This window comes from Chryseobacterium paridis (assembly GCF_016595215.1).
GTDB classification, from domain to species: domain Bacteria; phylum Bacteroidota; class Bacteroidia; order Flavobacteriales; family Weeksellaceae; genus Chryseobacterium; species Chryseobacterium paridis.
This window is the reverse complement of record NZ_JAENHK010000008.1, coordinates 282,592-308,084: the sequence shown is the minus strand read 5'-3', so window position 1 is coordinate 308,084 and position 25,493 is coordinate 282,592. Positions and strand designations below refer to the sequence as shown.

At 33.5% G+C, this 25,493-nt stretch carries 20 protein-coding genes; 8 read left to right on the top strand and 12 right to left on the bottom strand.

Translation table 11 applies throughout. From position 1 onward, the window contains the following. Nucleotides 1–57 precede the first annotated feature (57 nt). Nucleotides 58–3,114 carry a hypothetical protein gene (locus JHL15_RS09885; RefSeq protein WP_234047734.1) on the bottom strand — a complete coding sequence of 1,019 codons (3,057 nt, stop codon included), beginning with the start codon at nucleotides 3,112–3,114 and terminating at the stop codon, nucleotides 58–60. Nucleotides 3,115–3,118: 4 nt separating this feature from the next. Continuing rightward, nucleotides 3,119–4,756, bottom strand: a complete 1,638-nt coding sequence (locus JHL15_RS09880) for a T9SS type A sorting domain-containing protein (RefSeq protein ID WP_200245427.1) — start codon at nucleotides 4,754–4,756, stop codon at nucleotides 3,119–3,121. 458 nt (nucleotides 4,757–5,214) lie between these two features. On the opposite strand from JHL15_RS09880, the gene JHL15_RS09875 reads away from it, so the two are divergent. Then, the gene (locus tag JHL15_RS09875; protein ID WP_200245426.1) at nucleotides 5,215–5,382 is read left to right on the top strand and encodes a bacteriocin-like protein; all 168 of its coding nucleotides are present in this window, start codon (nucleotides 5,215–5,217) and stop codon (nucleotides 5,380–5,382) included. A gap of 253 nt (nucleotides 5,383–5,635) precedes the next feature. Here the strand turns inward: JHL15_RS09875 and JHL15_RS09870 are convergent, their stop codons facing one another. From JHL15_RS09870 to JHL15_RS09855, 5 genes are all read right to left on the bottom strand, one after another. Next, nucleotides 5,636–5,974, bottom strand: coding sequence for a hypothetical protein (locus JHL15_RS09870; protein WP_200245424.1), 339 nt, complete (start codon nucleotides 5,972–5,974; stop codon nucleotides 5,636–5,638). A gap of 39 nt (nucleotides 5,975–6,013) precedes the next feature. Next, nucleotides 6,014–6,967 carry a hypothetical protein gene (locus JHL15_RS09865; protein WP_200245422.1) on the bottom strand — a complete coding sequence of 318 codons (954 nt, stop codon included), beginning with the start codon at nucleotides 6,965–6,967 and terminating at the stop codon, nucleotides 6,014–6,016. 480 nt (nucleotides 6,968–7,447) lie between these two features. Continuing rightward, on the bottom strand, nucleotides 7,448–8,311 hold the full coding sequence (locus JHL15_RS09860; RefSeq protein ID WP_234047733.1) for a GLPGLI family protein: 864 nt from the start codon (nucleotides 8,309–8,311) through the stop codon (nucleotides 7,448–7,450). Nucleotides 8,312–8,371: 60 nt separating this feature from the next. Beyond that, entirely contained in the window at nucleotides 8,372–8,584 is a 213-nt protein-coding gene (locus JHL15_RS21400; RefSeq protein ID WP_449508519.1) for a bacteriocin-like protein, read from the bottom strand. Between the two features lie 265 nt (nucleotides 8,585–8,849). Beyond that, on the bottom strand, nucleotides 8,850–9,215 hold the full coding sequence (locus JHL15_RS09855; RefSeq protein ID WP_200245421.1) for a helix-turn-helix domain-containing protein: 366 nt from the start codon (nucleotides 9,213–9,215) through the stop codon (nucleotides 8,850–8,852). Nucleotides 9,216–10,822: 1,607 nt separating this feature from the next. Here JHL15_RS09855 and JHL15_RS09850 point away from each other — a divergent pair. Together JHL15_RS09850 and JHL15_RS09845 are read left to right on the top strand one after the other, a co-directional pair. Then, nucleotides 10,823–11,668, top strand: coding sequence for a hypothetical protein (locus tag JHL15_RS09850; RefSeq protein WP_200245420.1), 846 nt, complete (start codon nucleotides 10,823–10,825; stop codon nucleotides 11,666–11,668). 114 nt (nucleotides 11,669–11,782) lie between these two features. Beyond that, nucleotides 11,783–12,526, top strand: coding sequence for a hypothetical protein (locus JHL15_RS09845; RefSeq protein ID WP_200245419.1), 744 nt, complete (start codon nucleotides 11,783–11,785; stop codon nucleotides 12,524–12,526). A gap of 237 nt (nucleotides 12,527–12,763) precedes the next feature. Here the strand turns inward: JHL15_RS09845 and JHL15_RS09840 are convergent, their stop codons facing one another. After that, nucleotides 12,764–13,150, bottom strand: a complete 387-nt coding sequence (locus JHL15_RS09840; RefSeq protein ID WP_200245418.1) for a winged helix-turn-helix transcriptional regulator — start codon at nucleotides 13,148–13,150, stop codon at nucleotides 12,764–12,766. A gap of 178 nt (nucleotides 13,151–13,328) precedes the next feature. Between JHL15_RS09840 and JHL15_RS09835 the strand changes: the two genes are divergently transcribed. Continuing rightward, the gene (locus JHL15_RS09835) at nucleotides 13,329–13,961 is read left to right on the top strand and encodes an NAD(P)H-dependent oxidoreductase (protein ID WP_200245417.1); all 633 of its coding nucleotides are present in this window, start codon (nucleotides 13,329–13,331) and stop codon (nucleotides 13,959–13,961) included. A gap of 434 nt (nucleotides 13,962–14,395) precedes the next feature. On the opposite strand, the gene JHL15_RS09830 is transcribed toward JHL15_RS09835, so the two are convergent. Next, a complete protein-coding gene (locus JHL15_RS09830; RefSeq protein ID WP_200245416.1) occupies nucleotides 14,396–15,340 on the bottom strand; it encodes an alpha/beta fold hydrolase in 945 nt (314 codons plus the stop codon). A gap of 275 nt (nucleotides 15,341–15,615) precedes the next feature. On the opposite strand from JHL15_RS09830, the gene JHL15_RS09825 reads away from it, so the two are divergent. The 4 genes from JHL15_RS09825 to JHL15_RS09810 all read left to right on the top strand — a co-directional run bounded on the left by JHL15_RS09825 (nucleotide 15,616) and on the right by JHL15_RS09810 (nucleotide 20,664). Then, nucleotides 15,616–16,599, top strand: coding sequence for an aldo/keto reductase (locus tag JHL15_RS09825; RefSeq protein WP_200245414.1), 984 nt, complete (start codon nucleotides 15,616–15,618; stop codon nucleotides 16,597–16,599). Between the two features lie 96 nt (nucleotides 16,600–16,695). After that, on the top strand, nucleotides 16,696–17,604 hold the full coding sequence (locus tag JHL15_RS09820) for a helix-turn-helix domain-containing protein (RefSeq protein WP_200245413.1): 909 nt from the start codon (nucleotides 16,696–16,698) through the stop codon (nucleotides 17,602–17,604). A 1,161-nt stretch (nucleotides 17,605–18,765) separates the two neighbouring features. Continuing rightward, entirely contained in the window at nucleotides 18,766–19,665 is a 900-nt protein-coding gene (locus JHL15_RS09815) for an SDR family oxidoreductase (protein WP_200245412.1), read from the top strand. Between the two features lie 81 nt (nucleotides 19,666–19,746). Further along, a complete protein-coding gene (locus tag JHL15_RS09810; protein WP_200245411.1) occupies nucleotides 19,747–20,664 on the top strand; it encodes a helix-turn-helix domain-containing protein in 918 nt (305 codons plus the stop codon). Nucleotides 20,665–20,711: 47 nt separating this feature from the next. Here the strand turns inward: JHL15_RS09810 and JHL15_RS09805 are convergent, their stop codons facing one another. The 3 genes from JHL15_RS09805 to JHL15_RS09795 form a co-directional block, all read right to left on the bottom strand. After that, nucleotides 20,712–21,107 (bottom strand): ACT domain-containing protein, encoded by a 396-nt coding sequence (locus JHL15_RS09805; RefSeq protein ID WP_200245410.1) that lies wholly within the window; start codon nucleotides 21,105–21,107, stop codon nucleotides 20,712–20,714. 1,083 nt (nucleotides 21,108–22,190) lie between these two features. Continuing rightward, on the bottom strand, nucleotides 22,191–23,441 hold the full coding sequence (locus tag JHL15_RS09800) for a chloride channel protein (RefSeq protein WP_200245409.1): 1,251 nt from the start codon (nucleotides 23,439–23,441) through the stop codon (nucleotides 22,191–22,193). A 199-nt stretch (nucleotides 23,442–23,640) separates the two neighbouring features. Further along, complete coding sequence (locus JHL15_RS09795) at nucleotides 23,641–25,449, bottom strand: serine hydrolase (protein ID WP_200245408.1); 1,809 nt, start codon at nucleotides 25,447–25,449, stop codon at nucleotides 23,641–23,643. Nucleotides 25,450–25,493: the final 44 nt, after the last annotated feature.

Below are 25,493 nucleotides of genomic sequence, written 5' to 3'. Positions count from 1 at the left end.
AACCATGCCCGTTATTAGTAATGTTCCTATTGGAATGAGTATCTTTTTCATCGTGTCTTAGTTTTTGTAATTGTATTTGAATTCTTTTACCAGATTACCTGTTTTAGAATCCTGTCTTATTTCTTTCAGTCTGTTAGCAGTATCATAGATATATACTTCTCTGATTCCTGAAGGTGGTGTAATACTTGTGACTCCTATAGAAGGGTTATACGTGTAGGTAGTAATAAGACAATCTTTATATAACGTATTTGATCTGAGATTATTTAATGCTGTAATCAATACTTGTTCAGAAGCTTCATCAATATCCAAATTAGCCTTTGCTATGGCAGTAACTAAAACTGTAGAATAAGCATGAGCATAATCAATACCTTCTATTTTAGCTATCAATTGAGTGTTATTATAACCCCAAACTAAAGTAACAGGAATCCCTTGTTTGGTTGTATATTGTACCAAATTACCAGAAGAATCATATTGATCAAATGTAACTTCTGCTTCGGGATTGTTATTATCCAAGCTGTAGGAAATAATAGAACCCGGATAAAGCTGTAAAGGATAAAGTTTATCATATTTAGTTTCTGTATTAGAAATTATTTTTCCATTTTTCTTTATTTCTGTTTGAAGTGGTATTCCTACCATGTTGGCATTTATGAGTGTTTGATTATTTTTTTCGTGGGCATACTGATAAGAACTTTCCTGTATTGTTCCATCTGTATCAGTATTTCTAAGTCTCGAAAGATTTAATCCGTTAGCTGATTGGTAGAAATATTCTGATTTGGACGATAATACATTATTGTTTAAAATATCATCAGTTATAGTTTTACTTGGTGAAAAAGATCCTCCAAACAATTTAAAAAAGTACTTTGTTCGTAGCCTATCAGCTACATAAGTAGTAAAATTATTAGAGATAGCTTCCGATATATCTATAAATTCTGTATTCGCTGATTTTATTTTATTAAAATTCTGATCATATATTTCTTGCTTATATAATTTTCCTCTTTTATAATTATTTGATCGATAAGGAAGGTTTATATTTCCCATATTAGCTGGAGAGTAGTTTACATCAAAGTTGTTTAGATTATTATCAATTGACTTATAATCAGGAATATCAGGATACATTTTGTAATCTGTAAAATAATACTTTGTATATCCCTTACCGCTTTCCATTTCTGTAACTTCAGAGTATAATATGGGTGAGGAGTTCATTGATGTCTCAATAATATTATCTGAATAGGCATTTAGTTCTTCATAAACACTAAATTGAGTTTGTGTTTTTAGGTAGATTAAATTTCTATAATAGCTTGACAGAATTCCACTTGATTTTATATTATTCCCATTAGGAGAATAATTAGTGATGTATTTATATTCTTTTATCCCTGTTTGGAATCCATCATTAGAATAATTAATAATTTTATTAATACGACCTCCTCCTACAATTCCTTCAGCCTGAATTAATGTATTTTTAAACTGTGAAGAAGAATTTCTATCTAATTTTTCACTGTATTTATGAGGCTCATAAATAAATTCGCTTTTTCCTTTTGTTGGATATGTAATAGTTTTAAGAAGTGCTGTAGAACACAGTGTTGGGTCTGCTTCTCGGGTATTATCCGTAACTATATAGTCTCCAGTATTTTTATTTAATGTGAAATTAGGAATCATATTCATTCGAGGTTTATTATTGAAATATCCCCAATAGTCTATTAATCCAGTATTCTCATCAGGTAAAGTATCTTTATTATAATAATCAAAGCTGTATTCTTGTAGAAAATCTTGTAATTGTGGTTCCTTTCTAAACATTTTTATTTTATCCAAAAAGAAATAGTCCTTATATCTATAATAATTCAAGTTAACTTCTTTAACTACATTATTGCCTGTTATATCGTAAAATATTATATTTTTTAGTTTTAAAGAAGGTATTGTCTGGAATTGTAGATATTTTTCAAATCGTTCAAAATCAAAAGTAACTAAATTTTTTCCATTCAATGTAATTGAGCTTGGAAGGCTTTTTTTAGTTGCCGAATATGTTGTGGTAGAGCCGTTAGAATATGAAGTACTATTCCCCCAATAGATTGTCCCGTCATATAAAAGATTTCCACTACTAGTATTATAATTTCCATTGGTAGATGAAATCTCTTGCTTAAAAATCATGTTATGATCAAACATTAAAAGAAATGGCTCTTGTGTGTTAAAAGAGATATTGTCCCTATCTATACAAAAGTTTCTGTCAGACCCTACTATATTTACAGCACGATATTTTATTTCAAGAACATTAGAATTTGGATATTCAATTTTATAAAGATTCCAAGCAGTGATTGTAAATCTGTTTTCTGAACTTTGTTGTGGTAATAAATTATAAGATATTTCTAAATTCTCATAATTGCCTCCAAAATAATATTTTATACCCTTTTCATCCGTAATTAATATTGTAGTGGGCTTGGTTAAACATGCAGAACCATTAGTTGATTGTGGGTTAAGGGGTTGTTTGGATGAGAGTTGTGAGATATCAATTTTCAGATTTTTATTATCAGAAACAATAATTGGCCTCATGTCATTTCCAATAAAAAAATATCCGCTATTACCCATAAAATTAAAATTAAATTTATCTGGTTCGATTTCAAAACTATAGGTTCCAGTTTTAATTCCTATACCTCCAGAACCACCCATCAACATTGGATAATTAAAATTATATATATCATTATTGGTTTTATTAGATGTTTTAGCCCCTTCCAAGTGTCCATATAGGCCTTGACTTTTTGGCCAATCTGAAAAAAAATCATCAGGTAAACCTCTTACTTCTCTACTAATTGTTCCTCCTATGTCTAATGACCAATCCAATCCAACATAATTAGACTTTTTGGCAGGAACAAATCCAGTTCCATAATATTTTAATCCAATATTGTAACTATTTCCATTGTAAATATTTTCATAATTGAATAGATCAATATCATAAGAAATACTTCCTGTATTTAGACTAACAGGAATATTCCCAAATTTTTCAATATTATAAGTTTGGGGTGTTTTTATTGTTGGTACATTTTGTCCAAAGCAAAAAGACAATGATACTATAATAGCTAATAGTATTATTATTTTCTGTTTTAGCTTAAATATTTTTTTCATCATTTTATTTCTTTATAAGTTTAGCATTAGCTGTTTTATTAGTATCAGTTTTAATCACCACCAGATAAGCTCCCTGAATTAGAGATTGGGTATTGATCTTTGTAACTTTATTTTTAGTTTTCAGGTTTTGGAGCTGTCTTCCTCCCATATCATAAAGCGTAATATCAGCTTCTTTAAATTCAAACCCAGTTTCTACATATGCATAATCTGATACTGGGTTCGGATAAATCTTGATATCTTGTTTTTCAATCAATTGATCAAGTTGTTTATCTCCCAATTTTACAATCTTCCAGTTTTCTTTTCCAAGCTCTTCTGCACTGGTTCCTGCTAAAATGATTGAACCATCTCTGTTTAATTTGATATCAGATAATCTTTCTTCTCCTTTTTTGGATTCTCCTTTTACATATTTTCTCCACTGTTCATTACCATCCTGATTCAGATATAGCATCCAGAATGTTTCATCATCTGTTTCTACTCTTCCTTCTGCTTGAGTGTATCCTCCTAATAGAATTCCTTTAGACGTTTTATCATCTACGGAATGAATAACACTCATCCCCATTAAAATGTCTCTGTTTTTAAAGTTGTAGGATTTCTGCCATAATTCATCTCCTCTTTCGTTCAAAGAAATCAACCAAAGATCAGTTCCTTCTTCAATTCCAACAGTCTTGTTTCCTGATCTCTCACTTCTTGATTCTCCTCCGACAATGTAACCATTTGAAGTTAAAGCCAGTGTTCTTAAATGATCATCCCCTCTACCTCCATAGTTCTTTTCCCATTCTACTTTTCCGTCTTTAGAAAGTTTTACGATCCAGTAGTCTCCTTCTCCTTCATTGTTGGTTATTTTTGGGTAACGAGATACTAGATTCGAGGCTCCTGTGGTTGAGTTTTGATTCTCAGATCTGGAAACTCGAAACTCTGAACTCCTTGAATAGATTCCTAATAATGCTCCTCCATCCTTCGTTGGAATCATTTTCTCTACTTCATCTAATCCTCTTCCTCCTAAAATAAACTGTGATATTTCTTTTCCGTTTTTATCAAGCCTAGTGATCCAGACATCTTTTGAACCGTAACCAGATATCGTTTGTATTTTTTGTGTTGAAGTTCCCTGAGGCTCTCGAAGGGAGCTTTGCACATTCCCAGCTACAAAAAATCCTAAGTCTGTAGTTTGAATAACAGCCCTAGCTTCTTCATCAGCAGAAGTTCCCAATGTTTTTTGCCACAATTCATCACCAAATTCGTTAATTCTGACCAGCCAAATATCAGATCCTCCTTTGGAATCCTCTTTTTTATCCAGTCCTTTTCCTGAGTATGAGGTTCCTGAAAGAAGAAATCCACCATCTTGAGTTGTTACAGTTGAAGATAAATAATCATGATTCTGCCCCGCAAAATATTTCTCCCAAACTTTTTCACCTTGTTGATTCAATTTCACTAAATGAAAATCGTAACCATTATTTTGTTTTCCTTCGGTTTTAGATGCCTGAATTACACTTCCTGTAATCAAATACTGCTGATCGATCGTTGTTGTGACCTGGCTTAGAAAATCCTGAGTAGAAGATTTAATGTCTTTTTGCCAGACTATCTCTTGAGAATATAGTGTAGCAATAACGCATAAGGTTAATGCACTCATATATATTTTTTGCATAGTTATCTGTATATTTTTAGTTTAACTTAGGGCTATTTAAAATAGTGCAAAATTAACACTTTTTAGTATCCCTTAATTTCACTTTAAAAAGATTTAATATGAATTGTATCATGTTTTTAATTCTCATTTTTAAATTGTTACGTTTTGCACACTGAAAGGCACGATATAAAAGCGACAAAATATGTCGTGTTATAATACACATGTGGGATAATCAAAAAAAATGAAAAAATTTTTCAGGACGGTATTCTTTGTATTTTATTTCCCTAAATTCCTAATTCTAATAATCAGTTGGAACAAGACAATGTCATTAAGTAAAATAATTATCATATTCACCTTTTTAAGAAAATTATTACAAAAGGCAAACAATCAATTAAAAACAAACAACACAATTCACTATTTATTGTATAATTTAAAATAATTTTGGATATTTACTTATTAATCAAATTAAAATATTAATTATGAAAAATCTAAGAAAATTAAACAAAAGAGAATTAAAAACAATCAAAGGCGGGAATGTACCTATTGGATGTAACAGCTGGGACCCAAGAGCTCGTTGCTGTAATGCATGGGACACGGATCATTGTCAAAATGCGACTTGCCCCAATTCACCACCTTCGAGCTGTTAATTCATTTTGAATTAAAGTAGAACGAAAAGATAATGATAGATCCGAGAAAATGAAATTTCTCGGATCTATTTGTTTGTTCATGATTAAGATAGCCGTACCGGTCAAAATGGTATTTTCTAATTTCAATTCCCATCTACTTTTCCTACTACTTGTTTTATCTTACCTTCTGAAAATATTTCATTCCTTTCAAAACTCTTGCAGCAATAACCCCGGCAACAAGTTACCGGGGTTCCTATTTGGAAAAACAATCTGATTAATAGAGATAAACATGAAAATTGAACATCAGATTTGTTTTATTGATGAGGGTAATGTTCACATTATCCGGGTGAGAAGAATCTGTATCCCGGAATCCGAATGCCCAGCCTCCTCCTGGATTCCTACTACACCATTGTTTAAGGTTGTCCTTATCTGCTTTACTCATTTGGTTTCCAGCAAAACCACAATCGAACTGAGAAGCCCGGATCATAGTTTGAATGGTTACCTTTCCATTATCAATGGTTGGACATGTAATAATTCCGTCTCTGCCTGTCAGGTATTGATTATAGGCAGCCATAATGCATTGTTCAACGGACCGCAATGTTAAATGTACCATATTGTTGAAGTTTTTGGTTATTATTTTTTGATGAAAATCCTAATTGAGATAATTGTTCAGCCAGATTCCTTTCTGGTAAATAATAGCTGCCATGTAGACATTGTTATTGTTATTATGGGCAGTGCAAATCGGCATAATATAAACACTGTTGGATCCCTTTGGTATTGTTTGTGCCTTTTTTCCAAGGATTACATGACCACCCACAAGGCTCGTATTACAGGTAACAGGAGTATAATTGAGGGAACTACAGCTTGCGGGATATATTCCAAACTGGTCGCTCCATAATTTAAGCCATGATTTTCCAGCAATTTTGGGATCGTTGGTACTACCGATAACATTGGCAAAATTCTCATTTTTGTTGAAGGTTACTTCTCCACCCCACACGGAATATACCGATCTTTTTACGAATTCATCTCCGTAATGTTCTTCAGGGTTATAAAAACCAGCAAACCAACCGTCCTTATAAACCACCTGAAGATCATCATGCTCCTCTGGAGTTATTGCAGGAGGTGGAGTCTTCACCTGAACGGTCAAATTTTCCCTCAGGAAAGCATCGATCAAAGTATTATTGGCATCTTTCACCGTATCTGCAAAAAGTGCATCCAGATGAGGAGTCATCGGCGTATTATAGTTCCAGTTGGGATTATACAATGCCTGAGGAGTACTGATCTTCGTTTTTGATCCTCTTTGATAAGCGTATTCCGACGTTCCTTCCGGAAAAGTGGTCAGACAAACAGCATCTTCTGCAGTATATTCCGGTCCACTGATCGTGATCACCTGATTTTCTTCATCATAATCGTATGTAAAAGAAAGCTGAGCCATCAGATTGGTATTATTAAGATACGACAACTTTCCAACAGGTATTGATGGAGTGTCTACCGTATGTACTCCGTTTTGCAATTCAAAGGATATAGTATATCCTGTTTTCTTAAGATCTGCGGACTCATTGTGATAATCCGGAGATAAGGGTAATGTGATGGTAATAATTTTCATGATACTATTTTAGTTTTTTATGGTCTTTATATAAACTTTCAGTTCTGCGAACAGACCAAAGTAACGGAGAAACCGAAAGAAATAGTAGAGTATAAATAACCAAATAGTGATTTACGTAGAAACACGGAAATACAATGTTTATTAAATAATGTTTTATTAGTTGAAAATTGAAAGTTGAAAGTTGAAAATGGAGGGTTGGAGATCCGAGTTACGAGATTCGGGGTGTAGGGTTTGGGTTAATTGTTACGAGTTCTCCAGTGTTAGGTTCGGATTGTAAGTTTAGTTTAAAAGATGAAGGGTTTTAATTATTGCCTAATATAAAAGCGATTTTGCCCTTCTGCGATTTCGCAATTTTACAACCAATAAAAGCAATTTTGCCTTTTCGCGATTTCGCAATTTTACAGTATTAAGAAATCAAAGATTATTCACTTTAACTAATATAAAATCGATTTTGCAATTCCGCAATTTTGCGATTCTGCTTTATTCCAATTCTATTGGATTTTCATATTGTCTATTTTGTTCTCTTTCTTTTTCTCTCTGTCTAATTACTTCTTGTCCTTTTATAATAGTCGTTCCCTGGCTTGCTAGTACAGCAGCTGCGTTAGCATCAGCATTTCTTAATGCCTGTTTCAATTTCTGCTGTGTCGTTTCTATACCTTCGGTATATCTGCTTTTCCTGATATTAACTAATTTTCCTTTCAATTTAGAACTCGAAACAGATTTTATAAGTTCAAAATCAAAATCACCTTTATCATCTGTTATTTTAATGATGAGTCCAGGTAAACCACTAAATTTATAAGGACCATAGGGTAAAGGAATTTCGGGGGAATACCATGCAATCCAGTTCCTTCCTTTGAAAGTAACTTCTGCTTTTTTACAATTGATGGTACTGATTATTTTTGTTTCATCCACAAGTTTCCAATTTTTTATTACTGACTCTTTATAAGTGAGTAATGACATGGCAACGAGTGCAAAGTATTGTATGTTTTCATTGGATTGTACGATGGTAAAGTTAAAATTGGTTTTTGGAATAACAATTCCTTTTTTGAAACCAAGAGTTATACTTCCATCGGGGTTATTTGTCGTTGTTCCTGAACTAGCCATTACCGAATCACCTTTCAGCGATGGAACACTTGCGAAAAATGCGCGATGATCTCCTATTTGCAATGAAAATAGTTCTTCATGTCTGTAATCAGTTCGTGTATCGAATTTAGCTTTTAACTGATAAGTAAATTCACTCCGTAAAGTATCCTGCTTGTATGATTGAGCATAAGGTAAAAGACTATACAATACAATGAATAGTTGGAGTAGTTTTTTATGATAATTGATGAGTGATGATTTCATAATAAATGGCACTTATAGTGCAGATTATTACACTATAAGCGCTTAATTTTAGATTAATTATCAGGCAAGATGGGTGCTGGGACCAGAATTAGTAGGTGGAGGACAATTGATTTTTTCCACCCTTTCACGCCATTCACTAGCTTGTTGTGGAGTCCAATCCTGAGTCGTGGTAGCAGTTAAGCCACAAGATGTATCTGCAATCCAGGTTTGGGGGCGCCTCCCTCCTGTTAAGCTTTTAAGTTCACTACGAGATAATTTTTTTAAATTCTTCATTGTGTTTAAATATTTAAAGTTAAATATCAAATATAAAAATACAAATCAAACAATCAAGAAAAATTTTATTATGTTAACACATTAATTAACAAATACTTATATCTTAAATTATCTACTGAATTTTTCAAATAAAGATATAAAAACTAAGACTTTTTTACTATTGTAATTATGAAATAATGAATATAGGAAAACTGTATTTACCACAAAAAAATACTGCCTCGTTGGAAGCAGTATGTATATGAATGATCTGTTTTATGAAACAGATTTATTTTCCAGATTTTAACCTTTTATTTTCTTCTTTTAAAACTTCGATCTGCTCTTTAAGAAGATTGATATATTCCTGTTGATTCTCTAATAAGTAATTGGGAACATTACAAAATTGATTATAATTGATACTTGCACTATCATTTAAGGTAGAGTTTTCATTATGCTGAATCTGAGCACCTCTCTCCTCCTTGATGTCCTCTACAGAAACATCCAAAGCCTTAGCCAACTTTTCCCACTCATCCTCAAATATTTTGACATCACCACTCTCCTTTCGGCAATAGTTGGACACATCCGTTGATAAGATTTTTGACATATATTCCTGAGTGTACCCTCGCTGCTTTCTTAGACTTCTTAGCTTTTCCATAGTGGTTCTGTTGTGCTTTATACAAATATAAAGAAAATTTGGTTTTTACGTGTTCTATTTACTAAGTTTGAAAATAGTAAGTAAGGATCTAGAATTATATAATCTTTGGTTTTAAAAATAAACTAATAATCATGAACAACATTATTTGCAAAATTACAAATTGTAACACTGTGAAAGAAATAACAATGACTAATGAACATTTAGATATTTTTATAAAAACCTTGAAAGTTTGTCTCAAAGGTTAAAGTGAAGCAATGGGTTTTGCCACCTTAAATAATACCACCATTTATTTTTCATCTGGTTAATTTAGAAATAGTTTTGTAAAATTTAAATATATAAACAATAACTAAAGTCATTCCCTCTCAGTTCAAAGAAAAGAATTATATTTATTTTAATAAAAATTAATAACAATTTAAACTAATCAACATGGAATTAAAAATTGGAGACGTTGTTCGATTGAAATCTGACATACAAGAAAATGTACTTATGACAATTAATGACTACAGCAGTGAAGGAAAAAGCTTTTGGAATTGTGTATGGTTTTCTGGTAGCGACCTTAAATTCGGAAGTTTTCATAACAATGCTTTATTAAAATTAAATTAGGAAATAAAGGCCACTTGCTGATGTGCCTTTAAGTTTGTTAATCATTAATTACAGATTTAAACAGAAATGTAGTGAAAGATCTGAGAAAGAAACGATTCCGGATCAATCTATAAACTGTTACTAAATTTAGACACGAGCTAGTTACTAGTGTCAGTATATCCTATTTTTATTTATGAAATTAAAAATACAACAAAAAAACTCCATATAACCTTAACTAAAAATAATTCTGACAAAATTATTTTCTGGGTTTTACGGAAACCCAGAAATTATAATAATTTATTACGATTAATATTGTTCATTAAAATGATACAACATTAAAAAAACAAGCAATTAAAAAATGAAATTCTTCAGTTCACACTAAACAATTAATTATAAAAACTTACCACCTACATACAATTCATATAAAATCATTATATATATTTGTAATATTTCGTTAAATACAAAGAATGTTTGCCAACTATATAAAATTAATATTTGTTATCACAGCTTATTCTCCAATATTCCTAGTCGTTTGGATAGTCAGCTTATATAATTCATTAAACGAAGGAATATCAATTGGTTTTGTTGACCATTACACCGAGATATTCAACAAATTAAATTTCATATGGATCTTCATTATTTTATTATTAATTAGTTTCTTACTTATAAAAAAAGCTGAAAAACAGCTGACAATTAATCGAATTGAAATTGATTCGATTAAAAGTGCAGATTTAAATATGAGTACTCTACTAATTAGTTATATTTTACCTTGTATAGAACTTTTTAAGAAGGATAGCATTTATATTTTTATTTGGATAGTTCTCTTTGTTATTATTGTTATTATAAGTAAAAATACATTTTTCTATAATCCTCTTCTGAAAATATTTGGATATAAATATTATGAAGTAGTAACTAAAAAGAAAATAACATATGTTATGATTTCCAAAAAGAAATTAATTAATACAAATCAAATTTCTTCCTATTCCCAATTAACTGATTATGTAATTTTAAATAGAACTTAATATATGCCTACAAATCAAACAATCTGTAATTTTTTTGCTCTACTGAAAGACAATTCTGTAAGAAAAATAAATCTATTACAATCTATTACAAATGATATAAAAAAAACATTTATTGATTATTCTTTCTATTTAAAGAACGACGATACCGAAGAAATATTATTTGACGGTAATTTTAATATTGAAGGTGATGAAGTTTTATATGTTGAATTACTTTTACCAAATGAACTAGTCGAAGCTAACACTAATGCAATAGGATTAGAAATTCTAGATTTGTCAGTTGATGATATAAAAGCATTAATTTGGATTGAAAATGAAACATATTATTTTCAAAATTTTGATAAACGAAAATTATTACACAATAAAAAAGTAATTTATTGGAGTAATAATACATATAACAAACTATCTAATGAAGCTTTAATTGTTGAAAATGTTGTAAATGCAATATATAAAAATGGTAAGTTTTATTTTAAATCCTATGCTAATGCCAACAAAATAATTCCACTAAATGATTTCTTTGAAGAAGCGTCTAATGAAACAATTGAAGAATTTGCAGACAATGAGATCCTAAATATTGATGTTAATTGGCTAAAAGAAAATAGTAATTCAGTGATAAGAAAACAAATTACCTTGATTCAAAAAAGCAATGTATTGGCAACTGCTACAACTCGAAAAATTAAATCTTCGGCTAATAAGTTTAATTTAAGCATAGATATAGAAGATGGTAAATTAAAATTGCCAAATGATAAAAAAATATGTAAAGATATATTGTGCTTTTTAAATGAACAATATTACATAGGCTTAATCTCTGGTAAAAAATTTAGAACAAATTCTAAAAGAGATCTCCAATAAGGCTCATTTTCAAAATAGTATTTAAATAATAAGGCAATAAAGTACAATTTGAAAAGCTAATTATGTATAAGAACAGGTCTTACATAGAAACAATTACAATTTACTAGACAAAGAATGGATGAATTTTGTTTGTCTCCAAAGGAGGTTTATCAAATTTTAAAAAATAAAGGTGTTAAATTTTTACATCATGCTAATACAGTTTCTACCTCTATAACCTTTATTAAAAACAGAGCTTTGTTATCTAGACATTTTGTTGAAAAAAATGGATTACATCAAACTTCTCAAAAATCAGATGAAGAAGATAAAAAATTTGATGTATGGGATTATATTTTTTTAGATGGAGAGGATTTACATACTAGATATAGTCGAGCTAATAAGTATGGTCCAATAATTTTCAGATTTAGACTTGATATGTTAACTTCTCCATCAATAAAAGGTGTTTATGTAACGAAATCAAATCCATGGTATTGGAGCGTAAATACACCACCTGAAAATAGATATTACAAAGCAATTGAAGAACTCAATAGTGATTATTTAACAGGTAAAAAATTAGATTCTCAAATAATGTTCACAATAAAATCACCCGAAAAAGAAATTAAGTTAAACAAATTTTTACACTCTATTGGAGTTGATATACCAAAATTATTAATTAAAATAAAACATGATCAAGAAATACATGTCGGCGATTATGCTTTTGAAGTCATACAAAGAAGTTTACAAGAAAATGGATTAAGTCATATCCCATTATTAAAAAGGCATAACGGGAACTTGAACTTTTGTTCATGTCATGCAAATTACAATAAATTATATTTATTTAATTATGAAGAATTTAAAAAAAGATTTAGTGCTAAACAATAAAACTTTAACTCTAAATAATCATTTGAAAAAGAAAAACACATAAAGAAAATCAAAAATAGGAAGTATATTATGATGTAGTCCATCCACGCTTTACTTACATTCCGCTGAAGTTATAATTATGCTTATTGTTCATTAACTAAAAAATTTAACGAGAATATAAGAAAATAAAGTTCCCCCCTGGCATAAGTATACCCCCTTGCTGGTGCGAGTGTCACTCTCGTCGCCCATCTTTATGTTTCAATCTATAATCTCCGCAACCACCTCACTCCCCTTCTGCAACAAGTCCTTCCTATACTGAATCCCCCACTCACCCATCGTATCAATAATGGTATGCAGGCTTTCTCCAAAACAGGTCAATTCATAATCTACGGAAACGGGCATAGTGTTATTTTGGGTTCTTTTCACCAGATTATTCATTTCCAATTCCTTCAATTCTTTAGAAAGGGTTTTTGAAGCAATCCCTTCTACCTGCCTTTTTAAATCCATAAAACGCATTTTTCCTACATAATAAAGATGGCTTATGATGAGGGTTTTCCATTTTCCATCCAGCAGATACATCGTGTCCCGTACACCGCGGATGTGATTTTGGCATTTTATCGTGATCTCAATTTTATCTTTTTTCATACCCAGAGAATTAGACTTCAAAATTACGGAATTCTTCGTATCAAAAGTCACCTAGTTACTTTTTTGTAACTGGTTACCAACGGGTAACAGGTGTGTTTTGGAAACCAAAACATCCTAACTTTGTCCCTACAAAATGAGATAAAAACCTCAATAATTTTTAATAAAAACACTCAACATTATGTCATTACAAGAAACATTACAATGGAGATTTGCCACAAAAAGTTATAATGGTAAAACAATAGAGAATGAAAAAATCGAACAGATTCTGGAAGCGATTCGTATGTCACCTTCAAGTTCGGGTTTACAGCCTTTTAAGGTTTTGGTAATCACCAATCAGGAATTAAAGGAAAAACTATATCCTGTGTCATGGGAGCAAAAACAGATTCTTCAGGCCTCTCACCTGTTGGTTTTCGCTGCATGGGACGAGTACACCCCGGAAAGAGTGAATACATTTTTCGAATTTAGCAATAAGGAACGTAACCTACCTTCCAGCGCTACCGATGACTACCGTTTAAAACTTCTCGGCATTCTGGATCAAAGAAGTAAAGAACAGCATTTTGTAGGTGCTGCCCATCAGGCCTACCTCGCATTGGGATTTGGCCTTCTTGCTGCAGCTCATGTGAAAGTAGATGCCACTCCTCTGGAAGGATTTGACAGTGAAGCGTATGATGAGATTCTTAATCTTCGTGAACAGGGATTAAAGAGTACGGTTCTTCTGGCTTTAGGATACAGGGATGAAGAGAATGACTGGCTGGTAAACCTGAAAAAAGTAAGGAGATCCAATGAGGAGTTATTTATTGAGATTCATTAATAACTGGATTTGGTTAATCGCAAAGACGCAAAGATTTTTTAATATACTGCTGTTTTTAAGGCGCTAGAAAATCAAAGATTTTCGGCAAAGAGGATATAACGTTTACCTAGAATTTTATGGAACGAAATTCTTTTGGCTTCAATAATCATATTTACTAAGCTATATCCTATATAATACACTCATACTCAATATTGTCATTCCGTAGGAATCTTAGCACACCCTTATAAAAGCTCGGGTTTAGATTCCTACGGAATGACATAAATGGGTAGAATACAATTGAATTGTAATTAGTAATCATATAAAATACTGGATTTCTCGCGCCTTATAAACATAACATTTGTAAAATAATTGCGCCTTTGCGTTTAACAAAAAATACCCCCTAAAAGCTAAGAGCCTACCAATAACCAGTAAGCTCTTAACCATAAAAACAAAAACTACTCACTTAAAAACGCAACAGCTTTCGCCACAAACGCATTATGATTCTGAAAGAAGGACGCATGTCCTGAATCCGGGAATACCAGGAGTTCTGCATGCTCTAAATTTTGTTTCATATTATGGGCATTCTGCACCGCTACAGGAAGGTCATTTTCCCCATGAACGATAAGAACTGGATTTTTAATCATTTTTATTTCTTCAAGCGCGTTGGCATCAGGTTGTGCCCAGCTTAAAACCGCAGTAAATTGAGCATTGGAAGTAGCATCACTTAGTGCAAGATCCCTTTCCGTAGTACGAAGTTGAATTCTTCCATAAGAAGCTTTTCCTTCTGCAATACTGGCTGCCGATTGCGTAAATCCGAATTTCAGAAAGGATTCTTCAGGACTCAGCCCTGCTGTTCCGGCAATGATATTCGGTAGATTGGATAATCCAATCGCTCCCTTGGGTCCGGTACCAGTTAAGATCACTTTATTGATCAGCGTCGGCTGTGTTAAAACCACTCTTTGTGCCACAAATCCTCCCATCGAAAAGCCCATGATATTTACCTTACTAAGGTTCAATGCTTTGATAAAATCAATCGCGTCATCTGCCATACCCTGTACAGTATTGGGTGTTGTTCCTTTAGAAGATGCTACGCCCTGATTATCAAAAATGATCACTTTGTATTTCTGGGCCAGTCCATCGGTAACGGCAGGATCCCAATCGTCCATAGACCCTCCTAATCCCGGTAACAATATCAAAGGAATTCCGTCTTCTTTCCCCCAGGTTCGGTAGGCAAAGTCATTTCCCTTTACTTTTACGAATTTGGTTTTCGCGTTACGGTGATTCACTACCTGCACTTCCTGGGTGATGATCTCCCCCTCTTCACTGCATGAAACAGTTGCTACTGAAAATAAGGTTACACATAAAATACTTGCTGCTGAAATTGTTCTGAATGCTTTCATTGTTGTTTATTTTTGTATGATTATGGTGCAAACTTAGTCCGTACGGAAAAGCAGAACACTTACAAAATACCTGAAACGGACATTTTCAGTGGTTAATCAGACATTCGTGAATCTTAAAAAATAGAAGAAAGTTATTTTTCCTTCCTTTTGATCTTTCCGGAAAAATCCACTACAATTCTTTTTCCGCAATCAGGCTACGTGATCCCTCAATCAGGCTACGTAAAGCCAACTCTGTAAGCTGATCTTTGTATCATAAACTTTAAATAAGAATAAAGATGAAATCAAGAAAATTGAGAAATCTAGAAGTATCAGCAATCGGCTATGGAAGTATGGGACTTAGCCAAGGATATGGATCTACACCAGATTGGAAAGAATCTATTCAATTACTTCACAACACCTATGATATGGGCTATACCTTTTTTGATACCGCAGAAGCTTATGCAATGGGAGCCAATGAAGAATTATTGGGTGAAGCATTGGCTGGTTTCAGAAATGAGGTGAGTATCGCGACCAAGTTTTGGATACAGGAAAGTATGGAAGCGTATTCCAAAGAAAAATTAATGAGTATTATCAGAAATAAAATAGAAAACTCATTAAAAAGACTGAAAACCGATCACATCGAATTATACTATCAGCACCGTGTCAACAAAGACATTCCTGTTGAGGATATTGCCTATTGTATGGGAGAATTGATTAAAGAAGGAAAAATATTAGGTTGGGGACAATCCCAGGCAACAGAAGAAGAAATCAGAAAAGCTCATGCTATTACTCCTATCACAGCTATACAGAGTGAATATTCTATCATGGCACGCCAGTTTGAAAAGGATGTCATTCCAACCTGTGGAGAACTCGGAATTGGATTTGTCGCTTTCTCACCCCTTGCCAATGGTTTCTTATCCGGTCAGGTGAATGCAGAGACCCAATTTACGGGGATTGACGCCAGAAGGGTTATTACACGTTTTGAAAAAGATAATATTCTTGCGAATCAACCCTTATTAGATCTATTGCATCAGTTTGCCACCATAAAAGAAGCCACTCCGGCACAGGTTTCTCTTGCGTGGATGCTTCATAAAAATGATTTTATCGTACCTATTCCCGGTTCAAGAAATCTAAAAAGAATTCAGGAGAATATGAGTTCTGCCGATCTGGTACTTAGTGAAGATGAATTCAACCAAATAGAATCTGCATTATCTACCATTCAGATTCATGGTAACAGAAGAGATGAAGATCTTGCCAAACTGAGAACATTAAAAGATTAATTTTACAACACAGGAATGAACAGATAAAAGAGATTTATTCTTAAATTGTAATTGAATTCACTGAATAATAAAACAACGTTAATACATTCATTTGAAATGGATAAAAATATTCCACAAAAATTTGAATCTTTATCCGACTTACATAAGGTGTTCGGGCTTCCAAAGCCCTTACATCCTTTGGTAAGTTTTATGAATATCAAAGATATGACCATCAATCCTGATGAACTGTCTCCAACCATGATGCTGAATTTTTATAAGATTGCTTATAAAACAGATCTATGCAACCAGGCAAGATATGGACAGAATTATTACGACTTTGGTGAAGGTGGATTAATCTTCACTGCCCCCAATCAAATTTTTGAAAGTCCTAATGGTAAAGCCAATTCTGGTTTTATCCTGTTCTTTCATCCTGATTTCCTTTTATCATATCCATTAGTAAAAAAAATAAAAGACTATGGTTTCTTTTCGTATGCTGCTAATGAAGCCCTACACCTTTCAGAAAAAGAAAAAGAAACCATCTTATCTGTTTTCACAATCATTGAGGAGGAATTAAATAACAGAATTGATGATTTTAGCCAGGATGTGATGATAGCACAAATAGAACTTCTATTAACGTATAGTAACCGTTTTTACAAACGACAGTTTATCACCAGAAAAGCAGTCAACCATGGTATACTCGAAAAGTTTGAAGAAGCTCTTGATCATTATTTCAATAATTCTTCACTATTGGAACAAGGGATTCCTACAGTGCATTCCCTGGCTGAAAAACTCAATATTTCGGCTAGCTATCTGAGTGATTTGCTCCGTTCGCTGACTGGCCAGGGAGCCCAACAACATATTCATCAAAAACTCAATACCCTTGCCAAAGAAAAACTTTCAACCACCCAGTTATCAATTAGTGAAATTGCTTATGAACTAGGGTTTGAGCATCCGCAATCTTTTAGTAAGTTTTTTAAGAAAATGACGAAGACGACACCGATTGCGTTTAGGGATTCGCTTAATTAAGTTTTTTTTAACCAATCTTATTTGTCCACAGAACTTCCACCCTGTCATTGCGAGGAACGAAGCAATCTCAATATGCATTCTTATTCTTATATGTTCTTTTACCTTGAAGCAAAAGAACCAAAAGTTCAAGACTGGAATCTTCCGCTAAAAATGATTTCTGTTCACTAAAAATTCTAAAACTTGCGCGAATTCACTATGAGTTTTTCGATTCAAAATAATTGTCGCGCTTCGGACAGTAGAATTTTCTTAACGTTCACAGAAATTATTTTCTTTACGCTACAGTTTCCTAGGTCGATTAGGAATTATCCAAAGTTTAAATTTTTGTCATTTTAATCTGTGAAATTCGTGAAATCTGTGGGAGATAAACCTACTGCCATTGCGAGGAACGAAGCAATCTCAATACGCATTCTTATTCTTATATGTTCTTTTACCTTGAAGCAAAAGAACCAAAAGTTCAAGACTGGAACCTTCCACTAAAAATAATTTCTGTTCACTAAAAATTCTAAAACTTGCGCGAATTCACTATAAGTTTTTCGATTCAAAATGATTGTCGCGCTTCGAACAGTAGAATTTTCTTTACGTTCACAGAAATCATTTTCTTTACGCTACAGCTTCCTAGGTCGATTAGGAATTATCTTCAATCTTTAAATTTTTGTCATCATAATCTGTGAAATTCGTGAAATCTGTGGGAAATAAACCTACCGTCATTGCGAGGGACGAAGCAATCTCAATATGCATTCTTATTCTTATATATTCTTTTATCTTAAAAACAAAAGAACCAAAAATTCAAGACTGGAATCTTTCGCTAAAAATGATTTCTGTTCACTAAAAATTCTAAAACTTGCGCGAATTCACTTTGAGTTTTCCGATTCAAAATAATTGTCGCGCTTCGGACAGTAGAATTTTTTTAACATTCACAGAAATCATTTTCTTTACGCTACAGCTTCCTAGGTCGATTGGGAATCATCTTCAATCTTTAAATTTTTGCCATCTTAATCTGTGAAATTCGTGAAATCTGTGGGAAATAAACCTACTGTCATTGAGAGGAACGAAGCAATTTCAATAAACAAAATCAATTTTCCGGCTACAACAAAGTGTGTTCTGGCTACATAAAGAAAATGCTTTCTTTTCAACTTTGTATTGTTAAAAACAAGCATAAAAATGAAAGTATTTGTAACAGGAGCCACAGGCTTCATAGGTTCTGCAACAGTAAAAGAATTACAAGCAGGGGGACACAAGGTTCTGGGTCTGGCTCGTTCAGAAGAATCTGCCCAAAAATTAAGAGAGTCTGGAGTAGAAGTATATTACGGTGATCTCAGTCAACCTGAAACATTGACGGAGGCAGTAGAAATGGCTGATGCAGTGGTTCATCTTGGTTTCATCCATGATTTCAGTAAATTTAAAGAAATGTGCATTCTGGATGGACAGGTTATTGAAACGATCGGTGCTGCTTTGAAAGGGACACAGAAACCATTTATCATTACTTCAGGAATCGGTATTATTCAAAAACACGGAATCGTTACAGAAAATGACCATCCGGAAGGTGATGCTATTCCTCGAATTCTAACAGAACTCGCTGCTGATAAAGTTGCTGCGACGGGTGTACAAGTAGCTGTTGTACGTCTTCCGCCTGTAGTTCATGATCTGGGTGATAAAATTGGTTTCATACCTTCGCTGATAGGTATTGCAAAAGCAAAAGGTTTTTCTGCATACATTGAAAACGGAGATAATCTATGGCCGGCGGTACATCGCCAAGACGCAGCAAAACTGTTCCGTTTGGCCGTGGAAAAACACTCCGGAAGTGGAACACGCTATCACGGCGTGGCTGAACAGGGAATTGAATTCAGAAAGATTGCTGAAATGATAGGTTCAAAATTGGGTCTGCCAACACAGTCTATAGCAGCGGCTGATGTTGCTGAACATTTTACATGGTTTACCCACTTTGCCAAGTTCAATATTCAAGCTTCCAGTACTGTTACACAGGAAAAACTAGACTGGCATCCCAATCAGATTGACCTGTTATCAGAATTAGAAGGCAATGTCTATTTCCCAACCGAATAAATCGTAAATTTACTGTATAACATCACGAAAGAATATGTTGGATGCTTATCGGCATATTCTTTTCTTTTATCTTAAAAGATTATGGCATCACAAGAACCCATCAGAATCAAAACCATTTCACAGTTTCATACCTTGCGTGGCTTACCTAAGCCCAAACATCCGTTGATCAGCATAATCGATTTTGCAGATATGCAAAATCCACCTCAAAAAGGAAGTGAAAGCATCGTATTTGATTTTTATACCCTTTCTGTAAAAAGAAACATGAACCATAAATACAGATATGGTCAGCAGGATTATGATTTTGATGAAGGAATTTTATTTTTTATGGCTCCTAATCAGGTCTTACGTATTGAAAGAGATGAACAGTTCCGCCCCGCAGAAGGCTGGATGCTGATGATCCATCCTGATTTTCTATGGAATAAAACACTCGCGAAAACTATCACGAAATATGAATTCTTTGATTATTCCCTACATGAAGCCCTTTTCCTTTCTGATAATGAAGAGCAGATACTCCAACAATTAATAGAAAATATCCGCCAGGAATATAATACCAATACAGATCAATTCAGCAGTGATATCATGGCTTCTTTACTTGAAACACTCTTCAATTATTCCAACCGTTTTTATCAACGTCAGTTTATCACCCGGGATAAAGCCCATCATGAAATTCTCGAACGCCTTGAAACAATTCTTAATCATTACTTCAATAGTGAAATGATCGTAAATAACGGAATTCCTACTGTTCAATACATTTCAGAACAACTCAGTATTTCAACGGGCTATCTGAGAACATTGCTTCAAAATCTTACCGGACAAAGCACGCAATACTTTATTCATCAAAAACTAACCGAAAAGGCAAAAGAAAAACTAAGTACAACCAACAATAGTGTAAGTGAAATAGCCTATGAACTGGGTTTCGAACATCCTCAGTCTTTCAGCAAGTTTTTTAAGAAAATGACGAATACGACTCCACTTGGTTTTAGAGAGCTGTTTAACTGACTATTATGATTGGGTTAAGAAAGAGAATGTAAGCCCAAGTTAAACCTTTACATACTTAGTCTCACTAAAGCTGACATTGCCTTTTCAGCATCATCTTTCGCAACAAAAATATGATCATGAAAATAAGCAGCTACCACATTACAGCTAATACTCTCCTGTTTTAGAGCGTTGGCAAAAGCGGCCGTTAATCCTACAGCTTCCAATGAAGAATGAACGTTCAGGGTAATCCATGAAGAAATATAATCATATTCTAAATTCCATTTATCTGCAGTCGATTTTTCCAAAACAACAGTAACTGCTTCTGTTTCCCGAAAGAAAAACAGGAGCTTTTCCATATCTGGAATCTTATTCAAGCTTTCTACTTTGCAAAAAACATATTCCCCGGAATTCAATACCGGTTCCATATTTTGCAGTAATATTTTCAAATCTGTTTCTCCTGACATATTTTTTGTACAAAACTAAAGTTTATGTTTCGGGATGCATTTATCAATTGTTAAAAACGACAGGGGTCATTACGACGAACGAAGCAATCTTTTTTATTTTATATGTTCTTTTGTCTTAAAACAAAAGAACCAAAAATTCAAGACTGGAATCTTTCGCTAAAAATAAGTTCTGCTCACTAAAAATTCTAAAACTTGCGCGAGATTTACTCTGAGTTCTTCGATTCGGCATTATTGTCGCGCTTCGGACAGTAGAATTTTCTTAACGCTCACAGAACTTATTTTCTTTACGCTACAGCTTCCTAGGTCGATTGGGAATTTATCTCAAAGTTTGAATTTTTGCCATATTAATCTGTGAAATTCGTGAAATCTGTGCGAGATCAACTAAATGTCATTGCGAGGAACGAAGCAATCTCTTTTTTATCATATTCTTTTGTCTTGAAACAAAAGAACCAAAAGTTCAAGACTGGAAGCTTCCGCTAAAAATAACTTCTGTTCACTAAAAATTCTAAAACTTGCGCGAGATTTACTCTGAGTTCTTCGATTCAAAATGATTGTCGCGCTTCGAACAGTAGAATTTTCTTAACGTTTACAGAACTTATTTTCTTAACGCTACAGCTTCCTAGGTCGATTGGGAATTGACGTCAAAGTTGAAATATAGGGCTTTTTTAAATCTGCGTAATCTGCTAAATCCGCGAGAGATAAATCCTCTCCCATTGCGAGAAACGAAGCAATCTTTTTTTACATATTCTTTTGTCTTGAAACAAAAGAACCAAAAGTTCAAGACTGGAATCTTTCGCTAAAAATAAGTTCTGTTCACTAAAAATTCTAAAACTTGCGCGAATTCATTGTGAGTTTTCCGATTCGGCATTGTTGTCGCGCTTCGAACAGTAGAATTTTCTTAACGTTCACAGAACTTATTTTCTTAACGCTACAGCTTCCTAGGTCGATTGGGAATTTATCTCAAAGTTTGAATTTTAGTCATCTTAATCTGTGAAATTCGTGTAATCTGTGGGAAGCACAAACGCAATGTCATTGCGAGGAACGAAGCAATCTCTTTTTTACTGTTCTTCCATCTTTGATGATCTAAGCTTTCATATTATAGGTATATACATTATATGGTAAAATCCTTTTAGCTAAATTTTTTGAAATAAGACACCCAATCAAAATAGGAAAAAATAGCACATATCCATTCGGGGCAAGGTTACAAACCAGGAATAATGCCGTAAAAGGTGCATAAATAGAAGCTGATAAAGTAGCAGCTGCTCCTACTAAAACAAAGTTCATATAAACCAAAGAGGTACCAAAAAATGTATTACAAAAGAGGGCAAATGCAAATCCTAAAAATGCTCCTGCAACAATACTCGGCGCAAAAACACCACCGTCTCCTCCTGCTCCAAGCGTTAATGAAGAAGCTAGCGGTTTTAGGAAGATCAGAAAGGCAAGAAAAAAAAAGGAATAGCTTTCAGGATGTGTAAGGATTTCTGAAAGAGAATGGTAGCTGTCTCCATACAAAAATGGAAAACAGAAAATCATTCCTCCCACGATCAAAGCACCAAGGTTAACTCTCAAAAAGTTATTGGAAATCCCAGAAAAGAAATCTTTAATTCTAATAACCAGAAAAGTAAAATATACTGACAAAACACCTCCTAATAAACTCAAAAGCACAAAAAATGGAACTGCTGACCATTTCCATCCTGTGATCTCAAAAGGAAGCAAAGGCTCGCTCTTCACAAAATACAGGAAAATCCCTGAAACTATAGCAGACGCTGTGCAACTGATAAAAAGAGTTTTGTTGAATTTTCTGGCAATAACTTCCATTGCGAAAAGCCATCCTGCAATAGGGCTTCCAAATAAAATAGCTACCCCAGCTACAACACCTGCACAAATCAATTCCAACTTGTAAATGTTTGCAGAAAATTGTCTCTCATATGCTGCATTTCCAATTGTAGCTGTCGCCACCACGGTTGAAACTTCAATGCCTGTAGAGCCTCCAAAAACCACTGTCAAAAATCCATTAAAATAATGGGATGGAATTTTAAATAAGGGTAAATGGTCTTTTCTCTGATCAACTGTTTTATAAATTTCGGTAATGCCTTTATTTTTCCGGTTCTTGAAAAGGTATTTTCGCAAAAAATAAATGGCAGTGATCCCTATTGTTGGAAGAATAATAAAGTATAATGAATTCTCCCTTTCAGCAAAGTGGAATAATAACTTTTGGAAACGTTCTGTCATAAACTTTAATGAATACCCCAAAAAAGAGGCACAAATACTGATAATAACTGATACTACAATTAATCTGAAATAGTGATGTCTTTGAACTAGCTTCCTTTTCATAACCAAAATGAATTCAATTTTTTACAAAATTAAGCTTTATGAAAATGGATTCAAAAAAATTAAGGATGATATTTTATTTATCACATTAAATCACGACTTTTTTTACTAACTATATATTTCCTCAAAGAAAAAGATTATTCAGAAATGAATGCTAAGCACCTGATCTAGGTTCTCCATTTTTTATTATTCCAATTAGTGATCATAACGTTTTTAGAACCTTCGCTGCATTTTCATGATTAGGATTAATCTCTAATACTTTTTGATAATTTTCTTTGGCTTTATCTTTCTGCCCCGCATTCAGATAGGCTTCACCTAAGCTGTCGTACACATTATCACTCTTGGGATATAATATTGTATTTACTCGGAAAACATCAATGGACTTTGTGAAATCTTTTTGTCGAAGTAAGGCATAGCCTGTCCCATTGATAGAGCCTTCAGAAAGCTGCTCATTATTGGGGTCATCAGTTTTTGCTTTCTTATAAGCTTCAACACCTTTCTCAAATTGCCCTTCCAGGATCAGTTCCAAAGGTGTTTTTTCATCTTTACTCATTTGCTCGCCCCTTAATCGAATCGTCTTCTTATCAAGCAAAATCTGAACAAGCTCTTTCTTGCCTGTTTTATCATCTTTTTTAAATGTTACTTTATAATCCCAATCCCTTAAGGCATAACTGTTTTCCCCTACTTTAATGAGCTCTGCTGGAGCTTCTACATTATTGATTGCCATCAGCTTTCCTTTTTCCTGATAAACTTTACAAAATCCATATTTATCAAGCCTGTAACGACCTATATTATTGGTTAAATCATTAGAATTTAAAGGTAAAATTTTATCAACAGGTGCCATATAATTGGGCCAATGATACACGGTAGCTACTGAGCGAAGTAATTCGTTGATAAAATCAGGTTTGTTGGTATTGGTTAAAATCACAATCCCATCACCACCTGTCTTACTTCCTGTAAATTGGCTGGAAAACCCTTCATTCCAACCTCCATGAGAGAAGTAGATCTGTCCGTCTTTATTTTCAAGAAAGATGCCCAATCCTACAAAAGGTTCGATGAAAGGACTTGTAAATTCTTCTGCCATCTTGTGAGAAATAATAGTATGGCTTTTTCCACTTAGTGTATTCTGAATGTCTATAACAAATTTGGCATAATCTTCTGCTGTTGTCCATAAACCGGCAGGTGCCTGCTCTGGATAGGTATGATATCTTCCCGGAACTTTATTCCCATTCTGAGCATATGCTGTAGCTGCTGATGAAGCTAAAGCTTCTGGCAAAGGTTGAGCGTATGTACTCTTTTGCATATTCAATGGTTCAAGCACTCTCTCTTTCATGATCGTAGTGAAATCTTGACCTTCAATATCAATAAGCATTTGTTGCATTACACAATATCCGCCCCCGGAATAACGAAATGGCTTTCCTGGTTCTTTATCCACAAAAATTGCAGGGGTGTTAGCAGGACTTTGTCCATTCAAAAGCTGAACAAGCGTAGGTACAGCTTTCCCTGGTTCATATCCAGGAAAACCTCCTACAGTGAAACCGGCAGTGTGGCTTACGATATTTTTAAGAGTGACCTTTTTCTCTTTGGTAAATTGATTATCTGGAATTTTCCAGGATTTCAAATAGGTATTTACATCCGCATCTGCATTTATTTTTCCAAGCTCCACTTCCTTTAATGCTGCATAAGCACTTACAGGCTTACTCATGGATGCTACCTGAAATAATGTCTGGGTAGTAGCAGGTGTTTTATTTTCTATATCGGCTAAACCGTAGGCCTTACTCCAGATCACTTTGGAGTTTCTGATAACAGCAATACTGACTGCAGGAACATTATAATATTTCATTCTAGACTCGATAGTCCAGGTAGGCTCACCCTGAAACCGGACAGCAGGTATCAATCCTGATTCTACTTTTGAAATTTCATTTTTTAACTGCGTATTTGTTTGTGCAGATAAAGAATTTGCAAACAGTCCAAATACAAGGATAATATATATCGGAGTCTTAATCTTCATGGTATTTTAAATTTGGTATGCTAAAAATAGGTAACTTTTATGAA